Origin of the sequence: Synechococcus sp. Cruz-7E5 (assembly GCF_024345995.1) — a bacterium.
Lineage (GTDB): Bacteria > Cyanobacteriota > Cyanobacteriia > PCC-6307 > Cyanobiaceae > Regnicoccus_A.
Genome location: NZ_JAGQCE010000001.1, coordinates 502197 through 525953, shown reverse-complemented (window position 1 = coordinate 525953; position 23757 = coordinate 502197). Strand labels below are relative to the sequence as shown.

Below are 23757 nucleotides of genomic sequence, written 5' to 3'. Positions count from 1 at the left end.
CAACCCCAGAGGTCATGCCATGAGCAGCACCTTGCTGATCGGATCCTGTGATCCTTTCAGCGGCAAGTCAGCCCTGGTGCTCGGCCTGACCCGGACCCTGGCGAAACAGGGACTCTCCGTCCGCTACGGCAAGCCCCTGGCCACCAGCGTGCGCCCTCCCCGGCAGGGCGAGACCCCTCCCTCCCAGGCATGCCTCGACGACGATGTCCGCTTCGTTGGCAGCATCCTCGGCCTGCCTGACGAGCACTTGCTGCCATCCCTGCACCTGCTGGAGGCTGCCACAGCCCAGGAGCGGCTGCTGCGCGGCAACCTGGAGCCCGGAGAGGGATTCTCCCGCCTGCGGGAGCAGCTGGATGCCTACCCCGATGGCCTCACCCTGCTCGAGGGCACGGGTACCCTCAGCGAGGGTTTGCTCTATGGCCTCAGCCTGCCCCAGCTGGCCAAGGGGCTTGAAGCACCCGTGGTGCTGGTCCATCTCTGGGAGGACAGCCGCAGTGTCGATCCCCTGCTGGCGGCCCGCAACCTGCTGCAGGAGCGCCTGGCTGGGGTAGTGCTCAACGCCGTCGATCCCGATGCGGTGGATCGCCTGCAGGCCGAGGTGGTGCCCGCCCTGGAGCAGCTGGGGCTGCCCGTGTTCGGCGTCATGCCCCGCAGCCCGCTGCTGCGCAGCGTCACTGTCGAGGAGCTGGTCGATCGCCTGGAAGCCCGGGTGCTCTGCTGCCCCGAGCGGCTCGATCTGCTGGTTGAAACTCTCTCGATCGGAGCGATGAACGTCAACTCCGCCATGGAGTTTTTCCGCCGTCGCCGCAACATGGCGGTGGTCACGGGTGCTGACCGCACCGACATCCAGCTGGCGGCCCTGGAGGCCTCCACCCAATGCCTCATCCTCACGGGGGCGGGGGAACCTCTGCCCCAGCTGATCAGTCGAGCTGAGGAGCTGGAGGTGCCGATCCTCAAGGTGGAGCAGGACACGCTGACCACGGTGGAGGTGATTGAGCGCGCCTTCGGCCATGTGCGCCTGCACGAGACAGTCAAGGCCAGTTACGCCATCCGCCTGGTGGAGGAGCACTGCTGCTTCGATCGTCTGTTCGAGCGCCTGGGCCTGGTGCTGAAGGCCTGAAGCATGGGCCCCGCAAGGGCGCTGCTAGTTTCGGCCGATCGGATGCATTCACGAGGTGACCCGGTCCCTTGATCTGCCGGCCCTCGACCGGATTGACACACTGGCCCAGGAGCTGGCCCTGCTTCAGGATCGCGGCAAGCGCCGCATCGCCATCCTCGGCAGCCGCCACGTTCCCGCCGTCTCGATTCACCTGGTGGAGCTGGTGGCCCGCTCCCTGGCCCAGGAGGGTCACAACCTGATCACTTCCGGCTCCCAGGGGGTCAACGCGGCGGTGATCCGCGGCGTGCTGAGCGTCGATCCGGCTCGGCTCACCGTTCTGCTGCCCCAGAGCCTTGATCGCCAGTCGAGCGAAAGCCGCGAGCAGATGGAGCGGGTGCTGCATCTGGTCGAGAAGCCCGAGCACGACGAGTTGCCCCTGCCGATGGCCAGCAGCCTCTGCAACCAGGAGATCATCGGCCGCTGCGACCAACTGATCTGCTACGCCTTCCACGACAGCGAAACCCTCCTCTCCAGCTGCCGCACCGCCGAGGACATGAACAAGGTGGTCAGCCTGATGTTCTTCGACTGAGGACAGCCAGCACCTGCAGGCGAGTCCCCTGCCGCCGCAGCACGGTCACCTCCTCCCCCTCCCTGGGTCCCTGCTCGCTGCCGCTCTCGAGCAGGTCGGCGGCCCAGCTCTGCCCTTGCCAGCGCACCCGCCCGCGGCCCTGCCCGTCGAAGGGCTGGATCACCTCGGCGCGCTCGCTGCCGGGCTCACTGAGGGCACTGGGCGTGGGCCGCCCCCGCAGCGACCAGCGCCTCAGCCCGGCGTAGCCCCCCAGGAAGAGCAGGCTGAACAGGATCAACTGCAGGGGGGCGGCCAGGGGCAGCAGGGCCGTGACGGCCGAGAGCAGCAGCGCCGCCACCCCGCCGATCAGGAACCCGTCCACGCTGGGGAACAGCAGCTCCAGCAGGAGCAGAACCCCGCCACCTGCAAGCCAGATCAGGGGTTGCATCACAAGCGCTCAGATCCTTCCAGTCTGCGGCGGGGGCCTTCCTAGGGTGAGCCTGGCTCTGCCTGGGCCGCTGTTCTCCTGAGCGTTCCGCCGCGACTGCTGCCATGGAAGGTCTGTTGTCCATCCCCGCCCTGGTGCTGCTGGCCGTGCTCGGTGCCAGCGGGGTGAAGGTCACCAGCGGTGGCCGCTCCCTGCTGGTGGAGCGGCTCGGCCGCTACGACCGCGAACTCCAGCCCGGCCTGTCCTTCGTGCTGCCGGGCCTGGAGCGGGTGGTCAGCAACCAGTCGATGAAGGAGCGGGTGCTCGACATCCCTCCCCAGCAGTGCATCACCCGCGACAACGTTTCGATCACCGTGGATGCGGTGGTGTACTGGCAGCTGCTGGAGCATGCCAAGGCCCATTACGCCGTCGATGATCTGCAGGCGGCGATGGTGAATCTGGTGCTTACCCAGATCCGCGCCGAGATGGGCAAGCTCGATCTCGATCAGACTTTCACCACCCGCCAGGACGTCAACGAGATGCTGCTGAAGGAGCTAGATCAGGCCACCGATCCCTGGGGCGTGAAAGTGACCCGGGTGGAGTTGCGCGACATCATGCCCTCCCAGGGCGTTCAGCAGGCGATGGAGCAGCAGATGACGGCCGAGCGCGAGAAGCGGGCGGCCGTGCTGCGCTCGGAAGGCCTGCGGGAGTCGGAGGTGAATGCGGCCAAAGGCCGCGCCGAGGCCCTGGTGCTTGATGCCAAGGCCCAGCAGGAGGCTCTCCTCCTCGATGCCGAAGCCCAGGCCAAGCAGCAGGAGATGCTGGCCATGGCCAGGGGCCGGGCCGCGGCTGAACTGGCTCGCCTGATCGATGCCAGCCCGTCTGGTTCGGAGGCTCTGCGGCTGCTGCTGGCCCAGGACTGGATGGCGATGGGTGAGGAGCTGGGCAAGGCCCCCGGTGGCAGTGTGCTGATGGTGGATCCCCAGAGCCCGGCGGCGTTGCTGGCTGCCCTGCGGGGTCTGCAGAAGGGTTAAGGGCTCCCCTTCTCAGTGCGCCAGCACGGCCCTGAGGCCCTCCAGGTAAAGAGTTGCCGTGCAGAGCAGGGCACCGGCCCAGCAGAGCGAGCGCAGCAGTGGCACATTTGCCACGTAGGCGCCGATGTAGGCCAGGCGCAGCAGCGGTTGCAGCAGGGCCGCCGCCACCAGCAGGCTTCCGCCGGCCCCCGCCTGCAGAGCGAGCAGACATGCCGGCGCATGCAGGCTGAAGGCCTCGAAGCTGTTCTGGTGCGCCCAGCTGGCCCGCTTCCCCCAGGCCGGCAGCCGCTCGAACATCGCCCGTGGCGCGGCCAGATCGGCCGGGGTGAAATCGGCGCTGGCACGCCCAGCCCCCAGGGGCACCAGGCTGAGGATCACCACCGCCCCCGAGAGCAGCAGGGACCAGGCCAGGGCAGGGGCCGCGGCGGTCAGGACAGAGGGCATCGTCGTGGGGGCGCGGGACCCCTTTTCTAGGATTAGGCGAACTTCAACCGTCCGGCGCCGCCCATGGCCGATACCTACTCCTTCGATGTGGTCTCCGATTTCGACCGCCAGGAGCTGGTGAACGCCCTGGACCAGGTCCGGCGCGAGGTGGGTCAGCGCTACGACCTCAAGGACTCGAAGACCGAGATCGAGCTGGATGACGAGAGCATCACCATCACCACCGCCAGCGACATGACCCTGGAGGCGGTGGCCGACGTGCTGCGCCAGAAGGCCACCAAGCGGGAGCTCTCCCTGAAGATCTTCGACTTCCAGACCCCCGAGCCCGTGGGCGGCAGCCGCATTCAGCAGGTGGTGAAGCTGCGCAAGGGCCTGAGCCAGGAGCTGGCCAAGAAGCTCAGCAAGACCGTGCGCGATCAGATCAAGAAGGTCACCGTGGCGATCCAGGGTGAGAGCCTGCGCGTCACCGGCAAGAACAAGGACGACCTCCAGCAGGTGATCCAGCTGCTGCGGGCCGAAGACCTGGACGTGCCGCTCCAGTTCGAGAACTACCGCTGAGCCCCCCGTGTGAACGCAGCGGAGAGCACTCAGCCGGGCTGGAGCTTCTGGATTGATCGGGGCGGCACCTTCACCGATCTCGTGGGCCGCTCCCCGATCGGAGAGCTCGTGGTGCGCAAGGTGCTGTCGCGGCAGCCTGAGTTGGCGGGGGATCCGGCAGTGGCGGTCATGCGTGAGCTGCTGGCTCTGGCTCCCGGCCAACCGATCCCGTCCGGCGCGGTCAGCGAGGTGCGGATCGGCACCACGGTGGCCACCAATACCCTGCTCGAAGACCGGGGTGCCCCCACCCTGTTGCTGATCAGCAGAGGTTTTGCCGATGCCGCCTGGATCGACGACCAGCACCGGCCCGATCTGTTTGCCCTCCACGTCCAGCGGCCGGCCCCGCGGTACCGGCGGGTGCTGGAGGTTGAGGGGCGTCTGGCGGCCGATGGCACGGAGATCACGCCTCTGGTTCTCGATGCAACCCTGGAGCGTGCCCTGGCGGATGCCCGCAGCGACGGCCTCAGCAGCTGCGCCGTGGCCTTGCTGCACAGCGCCCGCCATCCACGCCATGAACTCCAGCTGGCTGAGTGGCTGGCGCCGTTCGGCTTCGAACCGGTGGTGCTCTCCCACCAGGTGGGCCGGAGGCCCCGGCTGGTGCCCCGGGCCCAGACGGCTGTGGTGGAGGCCACGGTTGCGCCCGCTCTGGCGGAGTATCTGGATCAGCTGCGCTGCGAACTCGGACCCCACTGCCGCCTGCGGGTGATGCAGTCGAGCGGTGGCCTGGTGGCACCTGAGCTGCTCAAGGCCAAGGACACCATTCTCTCCGGCCCCGCCGGCGGCATGGTGGCGGCGGTACGGCTGGCGGCAGGGAGCACGCCCATCGTCGGCTTCGACATGGGTGGCACTTCCACCGATGTCTTCCATGTAGAGGCCGGCGGGCCGTCCCCTGGCTGGGAGCGCCGCCAGGAGACGGAGATCGCCGGTCTCAGCCTGCAGGCTGAGATGCTGCCGATCCACACCGTGGCGGCCGGTGGTGGTTCGCTGCTGCACTTCGATGGCCAGCGCCTGCAGGTGGGGCCCAGCTCAGCCGGGGCCGATCCCGGGCCGGCCTGCTACCGCCGGGGCGGACCGCTCACGATCACCGACGCCAATCTGCTGCTGGGCCGCCTCCAGCCGGAGGCGTTCCCGGCGGTCTTCGGGCCAGGCCGCGATCAGGGGCCCGATGCGGCGGTGGTACGGCGGGGGTTTCAGCAGCTGGCGGAGCTGGTCAGCCAGGCCAGCGGAGTTTCCACCACGGCCGAGGACCTGGCGGAAGGGGCCCTGGCGATCGCCATCGAGCGGATGGCAGAGGCGATCCGGCGCATCTCGATCCAGCGGGGCCACGATGTGCGCGGCGCCACGCTGATCTGCTTTGGTGGCGCAGGCGGCCAGCACGCCTGTGCCCTGGCTGAGCGGCTGGGCATGGCCCGGGTGCTGCTCCATCCCCTGGCCGGGGTGTTCTCGGCCTATGGCATCGGTCTGGCCGACCAGCGACTGCTGCTGCAGGAGCTGGTGCGCCTTCCCCTGGATCAGGCTCTGGTGGAGCAGCTCCAGCTGCAGTCCCGCGCCCTGCTCAAGCGGGGCCGGCAGGCCCTGACTGCCGAAGCCCGAGCCGACGTGAGTGTGGGGGTGAGGCTCGGTGCAAGTGAGCGGACGCTCACCCTGCCGCTGCAGGAGGCCCGGTTGCTGCGGCAGCAGTTCGAGCTCGACCATGAGCGCCGTTTTGGCCACCGACCCGAAGATTCCGAGCTGGTGGTGGAGTGGCTGCTGGTGGAGGTGGTGGCCCCGGGGCAGTCTGTTGCGGCCGAGATCGGCTCACCATTTCCCCTTGATCGAGTTGATCGAGCATCTCCGGCCGCCGAGGAACGGCTGATCCAGCTCCACTGCGGTGGTGCCTGGCGATCCGTTCCGCTGCACCGCCGCGATGCCCTGAAGTCTGGAGAGCGGCTCGACGGGCCGGCCCTGGTGGTGGAGACCACCGGCACCATCTGGTTGGCGCCGGGCTGGCTGGCCGAGTGCCGCCCCGACGGCTGCCTGCTGCTCAGTCATGGGCCGCAGGCAGACCGACCAGCGCAGCTGGGGGCAGCGGTGGATCCCGTGAGCCTGGAGTTGTTCAATCACCGCTTCAGTGCCATCGCCGAGCAGATGGGTGTGCGCCTGCAGCAGAGCGCCAGATCGGTGAACATCCGCGAGCGCCTTGATTTCTCCTGTGCCCTCTTCGATTGCCAGGGGCAACTGGTGGCCAACGCCCCCCATATCCCGGTGCATCTCGGCTCGATGGGGGCCAGCGTGGAAAGCCTGCTCTCGGCGGTGCGGCGGGGAGAGCGCCCTCCCCTGAAGCCCGGCGACGCGATCGTCTCCAATGACCCCGCCAACGGCGGCACCCACCTTCCCGATCTCACGGTGATCACACCGGTGTTCGTGCCCCGGGAAGGGATCAGCCCGACAACCGGCTCAGAACCACTGCCCAGCCCTGCTGGGTTCGTTGCCTCCCGGGGCCACCATGCCGATGTGGGCGGCATCACCCCCGGCTCAATGCCCCCATTCAGCCGCTGCCTTGCGGACGAAGGCCTCCTGCTCGACAACGTGCCCCTGCTGCGTGATGGCGTGCTGCTCATCGCTGACTGGCAGCGGCGACTCGCGTCCGGTCCCCATCCCGTCCGCAACCCGGAGCAGTTGCTGGCTGATCTGCAGGCCCAGGTGGCCGCAAATCAGCTCGGTGCCCAGTTGCTGGTGGACCTGGCCCGGCGGGAGGGGCTCCAGCGGCTGACCGCCTTCATGGGCCACGTGCAGGACAACGGAGCCGAAGCGGTGCGGCGGGTGATCGATCGGCTCGAGCCCGGCGCCTTCAGCCTCCCCCTCGATGGCGGCCTGCGCATCCAGGTGACCGTGTGCATCGATCACCCCGCCCGCCGCGCTGTGATCGATTTCACGGGCACCTCCCCCCAGGACAGGGGCAACCGCAACGCTCCCCTGGCGATCACCCGGGCGGTGGTGCTCTACGTGTTCCGCTGCCTGGTGGGTGAGTCGGTGCCCCTCAATGCCGGCTGTTTCAGGCCTCTTGAGCTGGTGGTGCCCCCGGGTTGCCTGCTGCATCCGAGCCCGACGGCTGCGGTGGTGGCCGGCAACGTCGAAACGTCGCAGGCGATCGCCAACGCTCTCTTCGCCGCCCTGGGGGTGATGGCTGCTGCCCAGGGCACCATGAACAATCTCTGCTTCGGCAACCAGCGCCATCAGTACTACGAAACGATCTGCGGCGGCTGCGGCGCCGGTCGCGGTCTCGATGGCCAGGGTTTTGCAGGTGCTTCGGCGGTGCAGAGCCACATGACCAACTCACGCCTCACCGACCCGGAAATTCTCGAGGAGCGCTTTCCGGTGCGGCTGGAGGCCTTTGGCCTGCGGCGCGGCAGCGGCGGCGTGGGCCGCTGGCGGGGCGGTGACGGGGTGATGCGCCGGATCCGCTTCCTCGAGCCGATGACTGCGGCGATTCTCTCCGGCTCCCGCGAGGTGGCCCCGTTCGGGCTGGCCGGCGGTGGCGCTGGGGCGCTGGGCCGCAACCGGCTGATCCGAGCCGATGGCAGCGAACTGGAGCTGGGCGGATCTGTGGAGCTGGCGCTGGCGGCCGGCGAGGCCCTCGTGATCGAGACCCCCGGAGGTGGTGGCTATGGCGGTCCCTGAACTCCGCCTTCCCAAAGGGCTGCTGCCGCTGAGGGCGGTTGGATGGGCCCTCCTGCCGCTGGCGGCTTTCGGCCTGCTGCCGCTGGCGGCAGCAGCGAATGTGCTTCAGGAGGCCAGTCAGCGCTTCCAGCCGCTCTGGTCGGCCGGGGGCATGGTGGCCAGCCAGGAGCTGGAGGCGTCCCGGGTGGGGCGTGATGTGCTGCGGCAGGGGGGCAATGCCGTCGATGCGGCGGTGGCCAGCTCCTTTGCCCTGGCGGTCACCCATCCCCAGGCGGGAAACCTGGGCGGCGGCGGCTTCCTTGTGCTCTGGCAGCCGGAGCGGCTCAGGCGAGGACGGCCGCTTCAGCCCCAGGAGGTGCGGGTGGGCAAGGGCCGGGCGGTGACGATCAACTTCCGGGAGAGTGCTCCTCTGGCGGCCGGGCCCGATCTGCTGCTCGATGCCTCCGGTGCGGTGGATCGCCACAAGGCCACCCGCAGCCTGCTCAGCACGGGGGTGCCCGGCACGGTGGCAGGGCTGCTGCTGGCCCACCGCCACTACGGCCGCCTGCCCCTGGGTCGTCTGGTCGCCCCCTCGATTCGTCTGGCGGATGAGGGGGTGGTGGTGAGCAAGGCCCTGGCCGATTCCCTGGAGGCCGCCGCACCGCTGTTGCGGGCTGATCCTGAGTCGATGCGCCTGTTCTTCCGTCCCGGAGGGAAGCCCTACCGGCCTGGCGAGCGCCTGCGTCAACCCCAGCTGGCGGCCACCCTGCGGCAGATCGCCGCCGAGGGAGACAAAGGCTTCTATCAGGGGCCGGTGGCCCAGAAGCTGGTGGCATTGATGCGCCGGCGGGGAGGCCTGATCAGCGCTGAGGATCTGAGCAGCTACCGGGCCCGTCTTCAGCCCCCCCTGGTGGGCGCCTGGCGTGGGCATCCCGTGATCGCCATGCCCCCGCCCAGCTCCGGCGGCGTCACCCTGATCCAGCTGCTCAACATCCTGAACGGCTTTGATCTGGCGGCCCTGGGGCCCAACAGCGCCGCTGCCCTGCATCCGATGGCGGAGGCGATGAACCTGGCCTACCGCGACCGCAACCGCTGGCTGGGGGATCCCCGCTTCGTGGCGATGCCCCTGGAGCGGTTACTGAGCCAGGCCTATGCGGATGAGCTGCGCCGCACGATCCGCCGCAGCCGCCACCGGCCGGCACGCGAGCTCGATCCCCCGTCCGGGGGGCGCGCCGCTGAACACCCCAACACCACCCATCTCTCGGTCATCGACCGTGAAGGCACCATGGTGGCCACCACCACCACCCTCAACTTCCCCTACGGCAACGGTGTGAGCGTGCCGGGGGCCGGCTTCCTGCTCAACAACGAAATGGATGACTTCACGGCCCGGCCGGGGGCGGCCAATGCCTTCGGCCTGGTGCAGGGGAATGCCAATGCGATCGAGCCGCGCAAGCAACCGCTGAGCTCGATGGCGCCCACCCTGGTGCTCAGCCCCGAGGGTGGCCCGCTGCTGGCCACCGGCAGCCCCGGTGGCAGCCGCATCATCACCACGGTGCTGCAGGTGCTGCTCAACCGGCTCGAGCACGGCCTGAACCTGGCCTCCGCGGTGGCTGCCAGCCGGATCCACAGCCAGCACTGGCCCGATGAGCTGGCGGTGGAGGAGGGCGTCAGCCCTGACACCCTCAGGCTGCTGGAGGCGATGGGTCACCGCTGGAGGCTTACTCCGGCCATGGGGGCAGCCCACTCGCTGGAAGCCCTCCCCGGCGGAGGAACTCTTGGGGCGGTGGATCCGCGGCGGGCGGAAGCGGCCCTGGCGGGCGAGTGAAACTGGGGCGTCCCCGAGCCTCCGGTCCGTGCCCCTGCTGTCTGCCCCTGCACCCAGTCCAGCGCTGCTGGCCGACTTCACCTTCCAGGAGTGGATGTGGAGCGGCGGTCTGATCGAGATCAGCCTGGTGCTCGCGGCCCTGCTGGGGGCCGCCTGGCTGGTCAATCGCCGGAGTTGAGCGAGACCAGAGCCGATCCGGCGGGTCAGAACCGGATTTCCTGACCATGGCCACTCACGCTGAGTGCGGCCTCCGAAGCTGGATTCACTGGCACGAGGGGCGTGCACCCATGTTCGAGCTCCTTCCTCCCCTCAACGATCGCAACCTCCCCTGGGTCGATACGATCCATCCGATCGTGGTCCATTTCGTGATTGCGATGGCCCTGATCGCCTTCGTCTTCGATCTGATCGGCCGTCTGGCAGGCAAGCCTTCTCTGTACGAAGTGAGCTTCTGGAACCTGCTCTTCGCCACGGTGGCGATCTTCATCGCGATCATCTTCGGCCAGGTGGAGGCAGGGTTGGCCAACCCCTACGGCGCCTCCCGCGACATCCTCAACCTGCACAGCACCCTCGGCTGGGTGCTGGCCGGAGTTCTCTCGGTGCTCACCGCCTGGCGCTACGTGATCCGCAGCCGTGATCCCCTGCAGCTGCCTCTGGCCTTTCTCGGGGCTGGCAGCCTGCTCAGTGCCCTGGTGGTGGTGCAGGTGGTGCTGGGCAACCAGTTGATCTGGGTCTATGGCCTCCACACCGTCAAGGTGGTGGAGGCGATGCGAGCAGGTCTGGTGTGATGGAGCTTGGAGCCAACGATCTGCCCTACCGGCTGCCGATCCACCCCAACCTGGTGCATCTCACGATCGGTCTGTTCGTGATTGCCATCGCCTTCGATATCGCTGGAGCGCTCTTCCCCTTCGAGCGGCGCCTGTTCCGCTTCCTGGCCCTGCCGGTCACCCGTTCCGGCCTTCACGATGTGGGCTGGTACAACCTCCTTGCCTGCTGCCTGATCAGCTTCTTCACGGTGGCGGCAGGTTTCGTGGAGATGCAGCTGGCCGATCCGCTCCCCGGTGTCACCAGCAGCTTCGCCATGGGCAGCACAGCCACCATGCTCTGGCATGGGGCCGTGGGCGTGGGCCTGCTGTTTGCGATCGTGTTGATGACCCTCTGGCGGGGACTCCAGCGCTTCCGCTGGCGTCGTGAGATGGGCCGCCAGGTGCAGTGGGTCTACTTGTTGGTTGGTCTGATTGTGTTTGCCCTGATGGCCTGGCACGGCACCCTCGGTGCCCAGCTGGGTGTGGAGTTCGGTGTGCACGTCACGGCAAGCCAGCTGCTGGGCGAAGGCGCCAGCCTGCGGGAGGCCCTGCCATGACCACCACCCCTCAGCGCTTTCCCCTGCCCCGGCTGATCGGTCTTGCCGTCTGGTTGGTGCTGCTCACCCTGCTGAGTGTCTGGATGGGGGCTCAGGTGCCCCGTTGGTTGCCGGTGTCTGCCTCCTCGGCTGCCCCTCTGGTGGATGGCCTCTTCGGCTTCGAGACGGCCGTCGCCACCTTCGTCTTCGTGGGCGTGGTCTCGGTGATGGTCTGGGTTGTGCTCTTCAACCGGGCTGAGAAGTACGACATGAGCGATGCGGAGCCGATCGAGGGCAACACCACCCTCGAGATCGTCTGGACCGTGATCCCCCTGGTGCTGGTGATGGCGATCGCCGCCTACACGATCCAGGTGAACAGGGAGATCGGCCTGATCGGTCCCATGGACCATGCCCATGGCCCAGCCACGGCAAACTCCGCGCCTGCCACTCCTCTGCCCGGCGGGGAGGTTCAGGTGATCGCCCGGCAATGGTCGTGGGAGTTCCGCTACCCGGTGGCCGGGGTGTCGTCAACTGAGCTGCACCTGCCGCTCGACCGCCGCCTCGGCCTGCAACTGGAGAGCGAAGACGTGATCCATGGCTTCTATGTGCCGGCCTTCCGCCTCAAGCAGCAGGTGATCCCTGGACGTTCGATCACCCTGTTTCTCACGGCAACCCGCCCTGGGCGCTACCGCCTGCGCGACTCCGAGTACAGCGGCACCTGGTTCGCCGCCAACCAGGCCGATGTCGTGGTGGAGAGCGAAGAGGCCTACCAGGAGTGGCTGCGGCGCGCCTCCCGTCTGCCGCTCCAGCCTGGCCTCAGCGATGCGGCCCGCGAATACGCCCAGCAGCTCAGCGGCGAACGCCCCAGCGGCTACGCCACCATCGAGCCGGCGCCGCCGCCGCTTGTGAATGTGCCCGGCTCCAACACCCTTCCCCACGACGGCTGATCCCATGACCTCCACTGCCGGCGTCGAATCGCGCATCCTGCGGGCCCCCCATCCGGTGCCCGGTGCTCCGGACAACTGGAAGCGCTTTTTCAGTTTCAACACCGACGCCAAGGTGATCGGTATCCAGTACATCGCCACCGCTCTCTTCTTCCTGCTGGTGGGCGGTCTGCTGGCGATGATCATGCGCGGTGAACTGATCACACCTGAGGCGGATCTGGTCGATCGCACCGTGTACAACGGGCTCTACACGATGCACGGGACGATCATGCTCTTCCTGTTCATCTTCCCGGTGCTAAACGGGCTCAACAACCTGCTGATCCCTTGCATGATCGGCGCCCCCGACATGGCCTTCCCCAAGCTGAATGCCGCAGCGTTCTGGCTGGTGCCGGTGTTCGGGGTGATCCTGATGGCCAGTTTCCTGGTGCCAGGCGGTCCGGCTTCGTCAGGCTGGTGGTCCTACCCGCCGGTGAGTCTGCAGAATCCACTGGGCCATCTGATCAATGGCGAAGCCCTCTGGATCCTGGCGGTTGCTCTTTCTGGCATTTCCTCGATCATGGGCGCGGTCAACTTCGTGACCACGATCCTGCGCATGCGCGCTCCAGGGATGACCCTCACAAGGATGCCGATCTTCTGCTGGACCGCCTTCTCAGCCCAGACGATTCAGCTGATCGGCCTGCCCGCTCTCACGGGTGGTGCGGTGATGTTGCTTTTCGATCTTGTGGTTGGTACCTCGTTCTACCGACCCGAGGGGGGCGGTGATCCGGTGCTTTATCAGCACTTCTTCTGGTTTTATTCCCATCCAGCGGTGTACGTGATCATCCTGCCGGTGTTCGGGGTGTTCTCGGAGCTGTTTCCGGTCTATGCACGCAAGCCTCTGTTCGGCTATCCCTTCGTGGCCGGCGCCTCACTGGTGATCGTGGGGCTCAGCCTGATCGTGTGGGTGCACCACATGTTCCCCAGCGGCGTGCCGCAGTGGATGCGCGATGCCTTCATGGTCACCACGATGTTGATCGCGGTGCCCACCGGCATCAAGGTGTTTGCCTGGCTGGCCACGCTGTGGGGAGGCAAGTTGCGGCTGAACACGGCGATGCTGTTTGCCCTCGGCGGATTGTTCAACTTCGTCTTTGCCGGTGTGACCGGCATCATGCTTGCCACCGTGCCAGTCGATATTCATGTCAATAACACCTATTTCGTGGTTGGTCATTTTCACTACGTGATCTACGGCGCAGCCACCATGGGTGTCTATGCGGCCATTTATCACTGGTTCCCTAAGTTCACAGGCCATATGTACTACGAAGGCCTGGGTAAGCTTCACTTTCTGCTTACCTTTATCGGCACCAACCTCAATTTCTTTCCGATGCATCCCCTTGGCCTGATGGGCATGCCGCGCAGAGTGTCCTCCTATGACCCTGAGTTCGCCTTCTGGAATGTGATCGCCAGCCTCGGTGCATTCCTGCTGGGGGTGTCGATCATTCCCTTCCTGCTCAACCTGGTCAGTTCCTGGGTGCGTGGCGCCAAGTCCCCTGCCAATCCCTGGAATGCCATCGGCCTGGAGTGGCTGCTGCCCTCACCGCCGCCCGCTGAGAATTTCGAGGATCATGTGCCCACGGTGATCAGCGGTCCATACGGCTATGGCACCGGCCGACCTCTTGTGGAACACCAGGATGAGATCGAGCGCGCCCTTCTGCAGGCCTGAACCATGACCATCAGCCCTCCACTTGATGCCGCTGCTCCTTCCCCTGAGGGCCATGAAGCGGTGCACGCCAACTACAGCCTCACCGGCTTCATCATCTTTCTCTGCTCCGAGAGCGTCATCTTCCTGGCGTTCTTCAGCGGCTATGCGGTCCTGAAGCTCTCCGCCCTGCAATGGCTGCCGCCAGGGGTGGAGGGGCTGGAGTGGCGCACCCCCTTGCTGTACACCGTGGTGCTGGTTTCGAGCAGCGGCACGGTGGCTCTGGCCGAGCACTTCCTCTCCAGGGGTCAGCTCTGGGGATTCCGTGCCTTCTGGCTGCTGAGCATGGCCATGGGGGCGGTGTTCCTCTACGGCCAGGCGATCGAATGGCGCTCGCTTGACTTCGGAATCACCAGCGGCAGTTTTGGCAGTTGCTTCTACCTGCTCACCGGCTTCCATGGCCTGCATGTGCTCAGCGGCATCCTGCTGATGGCCCTGATGCTGCAGCGCTCCTTCCGCCCTGCCAACTACGCCGCCGGTGAGCAGGGGGTGATAGCCACCTCCCTGTTCTGGCACTTCGTGGATGTGATCTGGGTGCTGCTCTTTCTTCTGCTCTACGCCTGGTCATGATTTTCGACGACCAGCACCATGATGTGATCGTTATCGGTTCCGGCGCCGGTGGCGGCAGCCTGGCCGGTGCCCTCGCGGCCAAGGGCCGCTCGGTGCTGCTGCTGGAGCGCGGAGGGGCCATGGACCTGGCCGATCAGAATGTGGCCAGCGTGGATCTGTTCCGCGAGAACCGCTACCACCCCGGTGAGGCCTGGTTCGGACCTGACGGCGATCCCTTCAACCCCCAGACCATCTACGCCCTGGGTGGTAACACCAAGATCTGGGGCGGTGTGCTCGAGCGGATGTGGCCGCGTGAGTTCGAAGGCCTGCCCCTGCAGGAGGGGGTGGCCCCTGCCTGGCCCCTCACCTACGGCGAACTGGCCCCCTGGTACGAACGGGCCGAAGCTCTCTACCGGGTCCATGGCCGAGGCGGCCTCGACCCGAATGAGCCCCCTCGCAGTGGCCCCTATCCCCATCAGCCCCTGCCGCTGGATCCCCTGTTCGAGCACCTGCGCCAGGGGCTGGAGCGCCAGGGAAGCCATCCCTATGACCTGCCGCTGAGCTGGTCGGAGGTGGTGGAGGATCCCAGCGGTGACGCCGAACTGTTCGGGGTTCAGCCGGCCCTCGAGTATCCGGGCACCCGCCTGATCAGCAACGCCCGGGTCACCCAGCTGCACGTGGATCCCAGCGGCCGTGAGGTGAAGGGAGTGGAAGCCGAGATCGCTGGCCAGCTCTGGCTGTTCCGCGGCGATCAGGTGGTGCTGGCCGCCGGTGCGGTCAACACGCCAGCGCTGCTGCTGCGATCCCGCAGTGAGCTTCACCCCGATGGCCTGGCCAACGGTTCGGGCCAGGTGGGCCGCAACTTGATGAAACCCCAGCTCACCGCCATCCTCCAACTGGCCCGCGAAACCCATGGCGGCTGCTTCCCCCGCAGCCTCGGGGTCAACGACTACGTCTGGGGCGATCAGAACGTCAGCTTTCCGCTCGGCCACATCGAAACCGGTGGCGGGGTGCTGCAGGACGCCCAATTCGCCGAGTCGCCTCCCGTGCTCTCGCTCGTCACCCGGCTGCTCCCCAACGCCGCCCTGGAGCAGCTGGCCGTGCGCTCGATCTGCTGGTGGGCGATGAGTCCGGTTCTGCCCGATCCCGACAACCGCATCGAGCTGCGAGGGGAGCGCCTGAGCATCCAGTACCTGGCCAACAACCTCGAGGCCCACGACCGCCTAGTTTACCGCTGGCTCTCCGTGCTCAAAACGGTGGACGCCGATCCGCTCACCCCCCAGGTGCGCCCGGCCCCCTTCTACCCCCGTGGCGAGGCGCCCCTGGCGGTGATCGGCCACGCCTGCGGCACTTGCCGCATGGGCGATGATCCAGCCTTCTCAGTGGTCGATCGCGACGGACGCGTCCACGGCCTGGTCAACCTCACCATTGCCGATGCCAGTGTCTTCCCCAGCTGCCCGATGGTGTCGCCAGGCCTCACCGTGATCGCCAATGCTCTTCGGATAGCGGAGCGGCTCTAGGCTTCCCTCAACAGGGGTTGGGAGGACCAGAAACCCATGGCCGAACGCGGATCCCCCGCCAGTCCCATCCTGGCCAGTGCCGTCGCCGGGGCGGTGATCGGTGCCGCAGGCCTGGCCTGGTGGTTGCTGGCTGAAGCCGAGCGCCGCCGCCTGGCCCAGCGTCAGCGGCGCAGCCTCACTCTCTCGCGCCTGCAGGGAGGCTCCCGTGAGGGAGACGACGGCGAGCGGCGGCCGTTGCTGGAGCGGCAGCTGCAACACAAGGTGAACGAGCTGAACCGGGCGATCGAAGATGTGCGCCGTCAGCTAGAGACCCTCAGCCCCGAACCCTGACAGCTGAACCCTGATCCCCGAAGCCTCAGGACTGGCAGCACGCCTCGGTAGGTTGCTTGCGGTGCCACAGAAGGGTTCATGCTCCGTTCCGCCGCCATTACTGCAGGCGTTCAGCGTTCTCCCAACCGGGCCATGTTGCGGGCGGTTGGCTTCGGCGACGGTGATTTCAACAAGCCGATCATCGGCATCGCCAACGGCTACAGCACGATCACCCCTTGCAATATCGGCCTGAACGATCTGGCTCGCTGCGCCGAGGAGGCCGCCCGCCTGGCGGGGGCCATGCCCCAGATGTTCGGCACGATCACCGTCAGCGACGGTATTTCGATGGGCACTGAGGGCATGAAGTATTCCCTGGTGTCGCGGGAGGTGATCGCCGATTCGATCGAAACCGCCTGCAATGCCCAGAGCATGGATGGCCTGCTGGCGATCGGCGGCTGCGACAAGAACATGCCCGGCGCCATGCTCGCCATGGCCCGCATGAACATCCCGGCGATCTTCGTGTACGGCGGCACGATCAAGCCTGGCCGGCTGGGCCCCTGCGACCTCACCGTGGTGAGTGCCTTCGAGGCGGTGGGTCAGTTCTCCGGGGGCCGCATCGATGAGGAGGAATTGCTGGCGATCGAGAAGAACGCCTGCCCCGGCGCCGGCAGCTGCGGCGGCATGTTCACCGCCAACACGATGAGCTCTGCCTTCGAGGCCATGGGCCTGAGCCTGCCGTACAGCTCCACCATGGCGGCCGAGGATCCGGAGAAGGCCGAAAGCGCCGCTCGCTCGGCCGAGGTGCTGGTGAGGGCCATCGAGGCGAACATCCGCCCCCGCGATCTGATCACCCGTGAGGCGATCGAGAATGCGATCAGCGTGATCATGGCGGTGGGGGGCTCCACCAACTCGGTGCTGCACCTGCTGGCGATTGCGCGTACCGCCGAGGTGCCGCTCACGATCAATGATTTCGAAACCATCCGGCAGCGGGTGCCGGTGATCTGCGACCTCAAGCCCAGCGGCCGCTTCGTGACGGTGGATCTGCACCGGGCCGGTGGCATCCCCCAGGTGATGAAGCTGCTGCTCGATGCCGGTCTTCTGCACGGCGACTGCCGCACCATCGAGGGCCTCACGCTCAAGCAGGTGCTGGCGGATGTCCCCAGCGTGCCGCCGGCCGATCAGGAGGTGATCCGGCCCCTCTCCAATCCTCTCTATGCCAAGGGGCACCTGGCGATCCTCAGGGGAAACCTGGCCGAAGAGGGGGCTGTCGCCAAGATCAGCGGCGTCAAGACCCCGGTGATCACAGGTCCGGCCCGGGTGTTCGAGAGCGAGGAGAGCGCCCTGGAGGCCATCCTCGCCGGTGGGGTCCATGCCGGCGACGTGGTGGTGGTGCGTTACGAGGGCCCTGTGGGTGGCCCTGGCATGCGCGAGATGCTCTCGCCCACGGCCGCGATCGTGGGCCAGGGGCTGGGGGAATCGGTGGCGCTGATCACCGATGGTCGTTTCAGTGGCGGCTCCTACGGGCTGGTGGTGGGCCATGTGGCCCCGGAGGCCGCCGTGGGCGGCACCATCGCCCTGGTGCAGGAGGGCGACAGCATCACTGTCGATGCCGATCAGCTGCTGATTCAGCTCAATGTGGATCCGGCCGAGCTGGAGCGCCGCCGAGCTGCCTGGGCGGCACCCGAGCCCCGCTACCGCACCGGAGTGCTGGGCAAGTACGCCCGCCTGGTCAGCAGCAGCAGCCTGGGGGCGGTCACCGATCAGGGCTGAGCAAAGCCCGCAGCCGCCGGGCCAGTGCCTCCAGTGCCGCCCCTGCGGGTGGTCGCTCGCATCTCTGGCCGCTGTCACCATCCATCCAGACCGGATGGTGGCCTTGCCACAGCATGGGTTGGTCCGGTTGCTCGGGCCAGCTCAGCATCAGGTGCAGATCGTCTCCGCTGCGGTAGATCTCCAGCTCGATGTCGTCAAGCTCCGACCGTTCGCCATCGGCTCGGCGGCAGAGCAGCCGCAGGCTGCAATCCTCCTGGCCCGGCTCGGCGTCGGGATCCGTGTCATGACCCGCTGAGATCAGCTCAGGCTGTCCAGAGCTGATCACCACCGCATGCCGATGGGGTTTCAGGCAGAGATCAGCTGCAGCGGCCACCCGTCTCAGTAGCTCGCTCACGTCAGGGAACGGCCCGGATCGCTTCCACGTCGAGGCGCAGGGCACCGGCGCGGAAGCCGGGGTTGGGTCGGCCATCGTCGCCGAACTTCGAATGCAGGATCTGCAGCCGCGTGATCCGGCTGGGATCGAAGCGCAGCAGGGGCAGCGACATGGGCTGGGCCCGCACTGAGGCCTTCAGTTGCTCGAAGGGGATCTCCACCGTGGTGGGACCATCCGGGTTGGTGGCGAATTCGCTCACCCAGCGCAGCCCCCCCGGTATCAGTTCGGTGAGGCCAGCCACCCCATCGGCGCAGGCCACGGCCAGCTTGTAGCGGCGCCCGTCGCCGCGCAGGTCGAACTGGAGCGCCCGGTAGGCACTCAGGTCAAGGGGTGGAGAGAAAAGGGGAGAGCGGCAGCTCACGAAGCCGCCACCGGCTTCGATCACCTCCGCCTCAAACACCAGTCCGGACGATCCGCTGCGGCAGGCACCGCTGCTGCTTCCGCCCATGATCGTGTCGTTGAGGGCCAGCCAGCCGCTGAATCCATCACCGCTCACCACCAGCAGGGGTGCAACCATCAGGGCCAGCTCGATCACTCATCCAAGCCTGCCGCAGCGTCGGCATCGGCGAGGATCAGCACCGGTTGGCGGGGGCACACCAGCCGGGCGGGCGTGCGCTCGGGTGATTCATCGGGATCCAGCAGGCGCCGCAGGGCCTGTTGCTTGCCCGCCCCGCTCACGAGGAACAGCACCTGGCGCGCCGCGCTCAGCACCGGGGCGGTGAGGGTGACCCGGGGAAGCCCTTTGCCTTCGCTCACCGTGGCCTCCCGATCGGTCACCGCAGTGGCCGGGGTTCCTGGAAAGAGGGAGGCCGTGTGGCCGTCCTCCCCAAGACCCAGCAGCACCAGATCGAAGATCGGTGGATCGCCGGGGCAGAGCCTGGCCACCATGGCGGCGTAGGCGGCGGCGCTGGCTTCCGGGCTCTCCAGGTCGGTGGGTACCGGATGGAAGCGCGCCTCGGAGCCCGGGGCCTCCGCCAGAAGGGTCTGGTGCAGCATCAGGGCGTTGCTGGAGGGGTCGTCGGCTGCCACCCAGCGTTCATCACCCAGGAGCACATCAACCCGCTGCCAGGGCAGCCGCTCCCGCGCCAGCAGCCGGTAAGCGGCGGCAGGTGTGCCGCCCCCGGCGAGGGCGATCTGAGCCCGGTCCCGCTGGGCCAGGGCCAGATCGATGCAGGCGGCGATGGTCTCGGCGGTGCGCCGGGCCAGCTCGCCGCCATCGGCGGCAACTTCGATCCTGTAGGTGGCCGGCGGCTGGCTGCGCATCACAGCCACTCGGTGTGGAAGCTGCCCTCGCGGTCCACCCGTTGGTAGGTGTGGGCTCCGAAGCAGTCGCGCATCGCCTGGAGCAGGTTCTGGGGCAGCCGCGCCGTGCGGTAGCTGTCGATGTAATCGAGGGTGCTGCTCAGGCAGGGCACGGGGATGCCGGCCAGGGCTGCCCCGGCCACCACCTGACGCAGGCCGGCGAGGCGCGCGTTCACCTGTTCGGCGAACCAGGGGTCGACCATCAGGTTGGTCAGCTCCGGGTTGGCGTCGTAGGCGTTCTGGATGCGCTGCAGCAGCTTGGCGCGAATGATGCAGCCCCCCTTCCAGATCTGGGCGATTGCGGAGAGGTTGAGGTCGTACTCATGCAGGGCCGAGGCTTCCACCATCAGGGCCATGCCCTGGGCATAGCTGGCAATACACGCCAGGGTGATGGCATCGCGCAGGGCTGGCATGCCTTCGGAGGGTTCACCCAGCTCGACCGCCGCCGCCTCAGGCGCGGCGATCACAGCTGCCGCCGCCTGGCGCTCGCTGTGCAGGGAGCTCATCACCCGGCCATTGAGCGCCGCATAGATGGTGGGCACCGGCACACCCATTTCAAGGGCACTGACCACGGTCCAGAGTCCGGTGCCCTTCTGGCCGGCCACATCGAGGATCTTCTCCACCAGATCTCCGCCATCCTCGGGATCCCTGGTGCGCAGGCACACTTCGGTGATTTCGACCAGGTAGGAGGAGAGCTCCTCCAGTTGGTTCCAGCCGTCGAAAACCTGGGCCATGGCCAGGCCATCCATGCCGGCGCAGCGCTTCATCAGGTCGTAGGCCTCGACCAGGATCTGCTCGATCCCGTACTCGATTCCGTTGTGCACGGTCTTGACGAAATGGCCGGCACCGCCAGGGCCGATGTAGGTGACGCAGGGGCCGTCCTCCACCTGGGCGGCCATCTTGCACACCAGGCCCTCGATGGCGTCATAGGCGGCCTTGGTGCCGCCGGGCATCATGCTCGGCCCCTCCAGTGCTCCCTTGGCGCCGCCGGAGACGCCCATGCCGATGTAGCCGAAGCTCTGGCTCTCCAGCTCCTTCACCCGCCGCTCGGTGTCGGTGTAGAGGGAGTTGCCGCCGTCGATCAGCAGGTCACCATCCTCGAGCAGGGGTGAGATCTGGGCGATCATGGCGTCGATCGGTGCTCCCGCCTTGATCATCATCAGGATGCGGCGGGGTCGCTCCAGGGCCCCGACGAACTCCTCGAGGGTATGGGCACCGATGATGTTCAGCCCGGCGGCCCGGCCATTCAGAAAGTCTTCGGTCTTGGCGTAGGTGCGGTTGAAGACGACGCTGGAGTACCCGTTGCGTTCAGCGTTGAGGACCAGGTTCTCGCCCATCACTCCGAGGCCGATCAGGCCGAAGTGTGCTTTGCTCATGAGAAGTTGGCGTGCAGGCCGTTCCGGTTCAGTGTGGCCTTGAGCCTGCCCGAACGCCGTTGGCCTGGCCCCTGTGTCAGCAAGCGCTCAGATCGGCAGGCTCAGCCGCTGGCTCAGATCACAGTGCCGTCGGCGATGGTGGCGTTCTTTTCCACCACCACGATGCCGTTGCGGATGTAGAAGCCCAGCTCGGGCCGGTCGGCCTCCTCGACCCGATCCTTGTTCACGATCGTGACGTTGCGCCCGATCCGCACATTCTTGTCGAGGATCGCCCGGCGCACTGTCGTGCCGCGGCCCACTCCAACCGGAATGCCGCCCCGTTCGCGCAGCACGGCCCGCTCCTCGCTGGATTCGAAGAAGTCGGCGCCCATCACCAGGGTGTCCTGCAGCACCACTTCGCCTTCGATGCGGGAGCGCACGCCGAGCACACAGTGGTGAATGCTGCAGTCCTGCAGCAGGGAGCCCTCACCGATGATCGACTGGGTGACCTGGGCATCCAGCAATTTGCTGGGAGGCAGGTAGCGTGGACGGGTGTAGATCGGGAACTTCTCGTCGTAGAAGGAGAAGGCCGGCCTCGGTTGGTCGGTCAGAGCCAGGTTGGCTTCGTAGAAGGCCCCGATCGTGCCGATGTCCTCCCAGTAGTCGTCGAAGAGGTAGGCCCTGAGATTGTCACCCTGACCCAGGGCAGTGGGAATGATCTCCTTGCCGAAATCGGTGGAGCCGGGGTTCTGCGCCAGCAGATCGAAGAGTGTGTCCCGGCTGAAGACATAAATGCCCATTGAGGCCAGGTAGGGCCGTCGGGCTGCCTCGGCTTCCGCCAGCCCGAGGCGGGCTGTGTCCACCTTCATGGCCTCAAGGGCCTCACCCTTGGGCTTTTCGGAGAATTCACGAATACGGCCATCGAGATCGGTGCGCATCAGTCCGAAACCCTCGGCCTGCTCCCCATCCACCGGCAGGGCCCCCACCGTCAGATCAGCGCCGGACTGGATGTGGTGATCCACGAAACGGCTGTAATCCATCCGGTAGAGCTGATCACCGGAGAGGATCAGATACTGATCCACATCCCATTCCTGGAACAACCACTGGTACTTGCGCACGGCATCGGCTGTGCCCTCGAACCAGGTGGGACTGTCGGGGGTCTGCTGGGCCGCCAGCACTTCAACGAACCCCTGCCCGAAGCCGGCGGACAGGTTGTAACTCTGGGTGAGGTGGCGATTCAGCGAGGCGCTGTTGAACTGCGTGAGCACGTAGATCTTGTTGATCCCCGAGTTGATGCAGTTGCTGATGGGGATATCTATCAGGCGATACTTCCCTGCCAGCGGTACAGCCGGCTTGGCCCGCATCTTGGTGAGGGGATAAAGCCGGGTGCCGGCGCCGCCGCCAAGAATGATCGCCAGAACCCTCTTCATCAATGCCCTCCGGGACTGCTGCTGTCAGCGTGCGAGCACCGTACCGGATCAGGTGCCTCCAGACGCCTGAACGCCAGGCCTGAGCACAAAACTGTGGCTAACCGCTGTAGCCCTGGCGACATCAAGTCGCCTCGCCCTCTGCGTCGAGGGCAAACAGCTGATGCAGCACCTGCATCGCCTGATGGCGTTGCTGGCGGGGCTGGGGCGCCCGCAGATTGGTGACCGGACTGTGCAGGATCTTGTTGATGATGCCCTTGCTCAGGGCTTCCACCACTTTGCGTTCCCGCACGGAGAGGTCGGGCCCCATGCGGCTGAGGGCCTTCTGCAGCTCCTGCTCGCGGATCTCCTCCAGCTGCTGGCGCAGGCGGTTGAGGGTGGGAACCGCCTCCAGCCCGTCCCACCACTCCAGGAACTGCCGGGCCTCCTCCTGCAGCAGCCCTTCGGCCTCGGCCGCGATGTCGCGGCGGGCTTCCTGGTTGCGGGTCACAACTTCCTGGAGATCGTCGACGTCAAAGGCGTCGACGCCGCCGAGCTCCCGCACGTCGGCGCTGATGTTGCGCGGAACGCCGATGTCGATGAGCATCAGGGAGGAACGCCGGTTCAGGCGGCCGAGCCGTTCGGCGTCGATGATCGGCTCCTCGGCCCCTGTGCTGGTGAACACCAGTGAGCAGGTGCTCAGGCAGTGGTCCAGGTCGCTCAGCGGGCGGCACTGGACGGGGAACTCAGGGAAATCAGCGGCCAGGGCCTCGGCCCGCTCTGCCGTGCGGTTGAGCAGCACAAGGCCGCGGCAGCCCTTGGCCTGCAGGTGCTGCAGTAGCAGCCGGGCCATGCGCCCGGCCCCCACCACCGCCACCTGCTCCTGATCAAGCGGCACCAGTTCGTCGAGGCCACGGGCCTGGCCCACCTTGAGCTGGGCCAGCTCCACGGCGGCGGAGCTGATCGAGACCGCACCGGTGCCGAGGTTGGTTTCGCTGCGCACCCGTTTGCCGGTGCTCACCGCCTGGTTGAGCAGGCGATTGAGGATCGGTCCGATTGAGCCGTGTTCCTGGCCCAGCCGCACCATCTTCTTCACCTGGGACAGGATCTGACCTTCTCCCAGCACGAGGCTGTCGAGGCCGGCGGCCACCCGCAACAGGTGGGCCACCGCGTCCTCGTGGTGGTAGGTGAAGAGATGGGGTGTGAGCTCGCCGAAGTCGAGCCCGGAGTGCTGGCTCAGGAAGCTGCCGACGGCATGGATGCCCTGTTCGGGGCTGCGCAGAAGCGTGTAGATCTCGAGCCGGTTGCAGGTGCTGAGGATGGAGGCCTCGAGCACCTGGGAGTCCCCGCGCAGGTTCTGGAGGGATTCCTCCATCGTCTGCTCGGGGATGCTCAGTCGCTCCCGGATCTCGACCGGAGCCGTGCGGTGGCTGAGGCCGACGACGGCGATGTGCATGGGAGGGTG

23 protein-coding genes are annotated in these 23757 nt (G+C 67.0%); 15 read left to right on the top strand and 8 right to left on the bottom strand.

The window, feature by feature from the left end; genetic code table 11:
* Positions 1-19: 19 nt before the first annotated feature.
* Both KBY77_RS02595 and KBY77_RS02590 read left to right on the top strand, forming a co-directional pair.
* Entirely contained in the window at positions 20-1120 is a 1101-nt protein-coding gene (locus tag KBY77_RS02595; protein WP_255102019.1) for a phosphotransacetylase family protein, read from the top strand.
* 55 nt (positions 1121-1175) lie between these two features.
* Positions 1176-1688 carry a DNA-protecting protein DprA gene (locus tag KBY77_RS02590; protein ID WP_255102018.1) on the top strand — a complete coding sequence of 171 codons (513 nt, stop codon included), beginning with the start codon at positions 1176-1178 and terminating at the stop codon, positions 1686-1688.
* Here the strand turns inward: KBY77_RS02590 and KBY77_RS02585 are convergent.
* Positions 1666-2115, bottom strand: a complete 450-nt coding sequence (locus KBY77_RS02585; protein ID WP_255102017.1) for an NfeD family protein — start codon at positions 2113-2115, stop codon at positions 1666-1668. The two genes, KBY77_RS02590 and KBY77_RS02585, sit on opposite strands and share 23 nt — an antisense overlap.
* A gap of 104 nt (positions 2116-2219) precedes the next feature.
* On the opposite strand from KBY77_RS02585, the gene KBY77_RS02580 reads away from it, so the two are divergent.
* Positions 2220-3128 (top strand): SPFH domain-containing protein, encoded by a 909-nt coding sequence (locus KBY77_RS02580; protein ID WP_255102016.1) that lies wholly within the window; start codon positions 2220-2222, stop codon positions 3126-3128.
* 12 nt (positions 3129-3140) lie between these two features.
* On the opposite strand, the gene KBY77_RS02575 is transcribed toward KBY77_RS02580, so the two are convergent.
* Positions 3141-3572, bottom strand: a complete 432-nt coding sequence (locus KBY77_RS02575) for an MAPEG family protein (RefSeq protein ID WP_255102015.1) — start codon at positions 3570-3572, stop codon at positions 3141-3143.
* A gap of 63 nt (positions 3573-3635) precedes the next feature.
* Here KBY77_RS02575 and KBY77_RS02570 point away from each other — a divergent pair, with 63 nt between their 5' ends.
* The 12 genes from KBY77_RS02570 (at position 3636) to ilvD (ending at position 17796) form a co-directional block, all read left to right on the top strand.
* Positions 3636-4127 (top strand): YajQ family cyclic di-GMP-binding protein, encoded by a 492-nt coding sequence (locus KBY77_RS02570; protein WP_255102014.1) that lies wholly within the window; start codon positions 3636-3638, stop codon positions 4125-4127.
* Positions 4128-4136: 9 nt separating this feature from the next.
* On the top strand, positions 4137-7826 hold the full coding sequence (locus KBY77_RS02565; RefSeq protein WP_255102013.1) for a hydantoinase B/oxoprolinase family protein: 3690 nt from the start codon (positions 4137-4139) through the stop codon (positions 7824-7826).
* Complete coding sequence (gene ggt / locus KBY77_RS02560; RefSeq protein WP_255102012.1) at positions 7813-9630, top strand: gamma-glutamyltransferase; 1818 nt, start codon at positions 7813-7815, stop codon at positions 9628-9630. Before KBY77_RS02565 ends, ggt begins: the two co-directional genes overlap by 14 nt.
* A 28-nt stretch (positions 9631-9658) precedes the next feature.
* A complete protein-coding gene (locus KBY77_RS02555; RefSeq protein WP_255102011.1) occupies positions 9659-9808 on the top strand; it encodes a hypothetical protein in 150 nt (49 codons plus the stop codon).
* A 109-nt stretch (positions 9809-9917) separates the two neighbouring features.
* Positions 9918-10415, top strand: a complete 498-nt coding sequence (locus KBY77_RS02550; protein WP_255102010.1) for a DUF2231 domain-containing protein — start codon at positions 9918-9920, stop codon at positions 10413-10415.
* On the top strand, positions 10415-10990 hold the full coding sequence (locus KBY77_RS02545; protein ID WP_255102009.1) for a DUF2231 domain-containing protein: 576 nt from the start codon (positions 10415-10417) through the stop codon (positions 10988-10990). The genes KBY77_RS02550 and KBY77_RS02545 overlap by 1 nt, the downstream gene beginning before the upstream one ends.
* The gene (locus tag KBY77_RS02540; RefSeq protein WP_255102008.1) at positions 10987-11916 is read left to right on the top strand and encodes a cytochrome c oxidase subunit II; all 930 of its coding nucleotides are present in this window, start codon (positions 10987-10989) and stop codon (positions 11914-11916) included. The genes KBY77_RS02545 and KBY77_RS02540 overlap by 4 nt, the downstream gene beginning before the upstream one ends.
* Positions 11917-11920: 4 nt before the next feature.
* Positions 11921-13612 (top strand): cbb3-type cytochrome c oxidase subunit I, encoded by a 1692-nt coding sequence (locus tag KBY77_RS02535; RefSeq protein ID WP_255102007.1) that lies wholly within the window; start codon positions 11921-11923, stop codon positions 13610-13612.
* 3 nt (positions 13613-13615) lie between these two features.
* The gene (locus KBY77_RS02530; protein WP_255102006.1) at positions 13616-14218 is read left to right on the top strand and encodes a heme-copper oxidase subunit III; all 603 of its coding nucleotides are present in this window, start codon (positions 13616-13618) and stop codon (positions 14216-14218) included.
* Entirely contained in the window at positions 14215-15717 is a 1503-nt protein-coding gene (locus tag KBY77_RS02525) for a GMC oxidoreductase (protein ID WP_255102005.1), read from the top strand. Before KBY77_RS02530 ends, KBY77_RS02525 begins: the two co-directional genes overlap by 4 nt.
* A gap of 36 nt (positions 15718-15753) precedes the next feature.
* On the top strand, positions 15754-16047 hold the full coding sequence (locus KBY77_RS02520) for a hypothetical protein (protein WP_255102004.1): 294 nt from the start codon (positions 15754-15756) through the stop codon (positions 16045-16047).
* Positions 16048-16125: 78 nt separating this feature from the next.
* Positions 16126-17796, top strand: a complete 1671-nt coding sequence (gene ilvD, locus KBY77_RS02515; RefSeq protein ID WP_255102003.1) for a dihydroxy-acid dehydratase — start codon at positions 16126-16128, stop codon at positions 17794-17796.
* Here ilvD and KBY77_RS02510 read toward each other — a convergent pair.
* The 6 genes from KBY77_RS02510 to KBY77_RS02485 form a co-directional block, all read right to left on the bottom strand.
* Positions 17780-18190, bottom strand: a complete 411-nt coding sequence (locus tag KBY77_RS02510) for a hypothetical protein (RefSeq protein ID WP_255111850.1) — start codon at positions 18188-18190, stop codon at positions 17780-17782. The two genes, ilvD and KBY77_RS02510, sit on opposite strands and share 17 nt — an antisense overlap.
* Position 18191: 1 nt before the next feature.
* Positions 18192-18746: a CIA30 family protein gene (locus tag KBY77_RS02505; protein WP_255102002.1), complete on the bottom strand. Its 555-nt coding sequence runs from the start codon at positions 18744-18746 to the stop codon at positions 18192-18194.
* Positions 18747-18760: 14 nt separating this feature from the next.
* The gene (pgl, locus tag KBY77_RS02500; protein ID WP_255102070.1) at positions 18761-19492 is read right to left on the bottom strand and encodes a 6-phosphogluconolactonase; all 732 of its coding nucleotides are present in this window, start codon (positions 19490-19492) and stop codon (positions 18761-18763) included.
* Entirely contained in the window at positions 19492-20907 is a 1416-nt protein-coding gene (gndA, locus tag KBY77_RS02495; protein ID WP_255102001.1) for an NADP-dependent phosphogluconate dehydrogenase, read from the bottom strand. Before gndA ends, pgl begins: the two co-directional genes overlap by 1 nt.
* Before the next feature lie 113 nt (positions 20908-21020).
* The gene (locus tag KBY77_RS02490; protein ID WP_255102000.1) at positions 21021-22316 is read right to left on the bottom strand and encodes a glucose-1-phosphate adenylyltransferase; all 1296 of its coding nucleotides are present in this window, start codon (positions 22314-22316) and stop codon (positions 21021-21023) included.
* Positions 22317-22437: 121 nt separating this feature from the next.
* Positions 22438-23748, bottom strand: a complete 1311-nt coding sequence (locus KBY77_RS02485) for a glutamyl-tRNA reductase (protein WP_255101999.1) — start codon at positions 23746-23748, stop codon at positions 22438-22440.
* Positions 23749-23757 lie beyond the last annotated feature (9 nt).

Excerpts from the sequence above, each read along its gene's own strand:
- KBY77_RS02595 (WP_255102019.1), top strand. The coding sequence starts at position 20 with ATGAGCAGCACCTTGCTGATCGGATCCTGTGATCCTTTCAGCGGCAAG.
- KBY77_RS02585 (WP_255102017.1), bottom strand. The coding sequence starts at position 2,115 with ATGCAACCCCTGATCTGGCTTGCAGGTGGCGGGGTTCTGCTCCTGCTG.
- KBY77_RS02580 (WP_255102016.1), top strand. The coding sequence starts at position 2,220 with ATGGAAGGTCTGTTGTCCATCCCCGCCCTGGTGCTGCTGGCCGTGCTC.
- KBY77_RS02575 (WP_255102015.1), bottom strand. The coding sequence starts at position 3,572 with ATGCCCTCTGTCCTGACCGCCGCGGCCCCTGCCCTGGCCTGGTCCCTG.
- KBY77_RS02570 (WP_255102014.1), top strand. The coding sequence starts at position 3,636 with ATGGCCGATACCTACTCCTTCGATGTGGTCTCCGATTTCGACCGCCAG.
- ggt (WP_255102012.1), top strand. The coding sequence starts at position 7,813 with ATGGCGGTCCCTGAACTCCGCCTTCCCAAAGGGCTGCTGCCGCTGAGG.
- KBY77_RS02550 (WP_255102010.1), top strand. The coding sequence starts at position 9,918 with ATGTTCGAGCTCCTTCCTCCCCTCAACGATCGCAACCTCCCCTGGGTC.
- KBY77_RS02545 (WP_255102009.1), top strand. The coding sequence starts at position 10,415 with ATGGAGCTTGGAGCCAACGATCTGCCCTACCGGCTGCCGATCCACCCC.
- KBY77_RS02540 (WP_255102008.1), top strand. The coding sequence starts at position 10,987 with ATGACCACCACCCCTCAGCGCTTTCCCCTGCCCCGGCTGATCGGTCTT.
- KBY77_RS02535 (WP_255102007.1), top strand. The coding sequence starts at position 11,921 with ATGACCTCCACTGCCGGCGTCGAATCGCGCATCCTGCGGGCCCCCCAT.
- KBY77_RS02530 (WP_255102006.1), top strand. The coding sequence starts at position 13,616 with ATGACCATCAGCCCTCCACTTGATGCCGCTGCTCCTTCCCCTGAGGGC.
- KBY77_RS02525 (WP_255102005.1), top strand. The coding sequence starts at position 14,215 with ATGATTTTCGACGACCAGCACCATGATGTGATCGTTATCGGTTCCGGC.
- KBY77_RS02520 (WP_255102004.1), top strand. The coding sequence starts at position 15,754 with ATGGCCGAACGCGGATCCCCCGCCAGTCCCATCCTGGCCAGTGCCGTC.
- ilvD (WP_255102003.1), top strand. The coding sequence starts at position 16,126 with ATGCTCCGTTCCGCCGCCATTACTGCAGGCGTTCAGCGTTCTCCCAAC.
- KBY77_RS02505 (WP_255102002.1), bottom strand. The coding sequence starts at position 18,746 with ATGGTTGCACCCCTGCTGGTGGTGAGCGGTGATGGATTCAGCGGCTGG.
- pgl (WP_255102070.1), bottom strand. The coding sequence starts at position 19,492 with ATGCGCAGCCAGCCGCCGGCCACCTACAGGATCGAAGTTGCCGCCGAT.
- gndA (WP_255102001.1), bottom strand. The coding sequence starts at position 20,907 with ATGAGCAAAGCACACTTCGGCCTGATCGGCCTCGGAGTGATGGGCGAG.
- KBY77_RS02490 (WP_255102000.1), bottom strand. The coding sequence starts at position 22,316 with ATGAAGAGGGTTCTGGCGATCATTCTTGGCGGCGGCGCCGGCACCCGG.
- KBY77_RS02485 (WP_255101999.1), bottom strand. The coding sequence starts at position 23,748 with ATGCACATCGCCGTCGTCGGCCTCAGCCACCGCACGGCTCCGGTCGAG.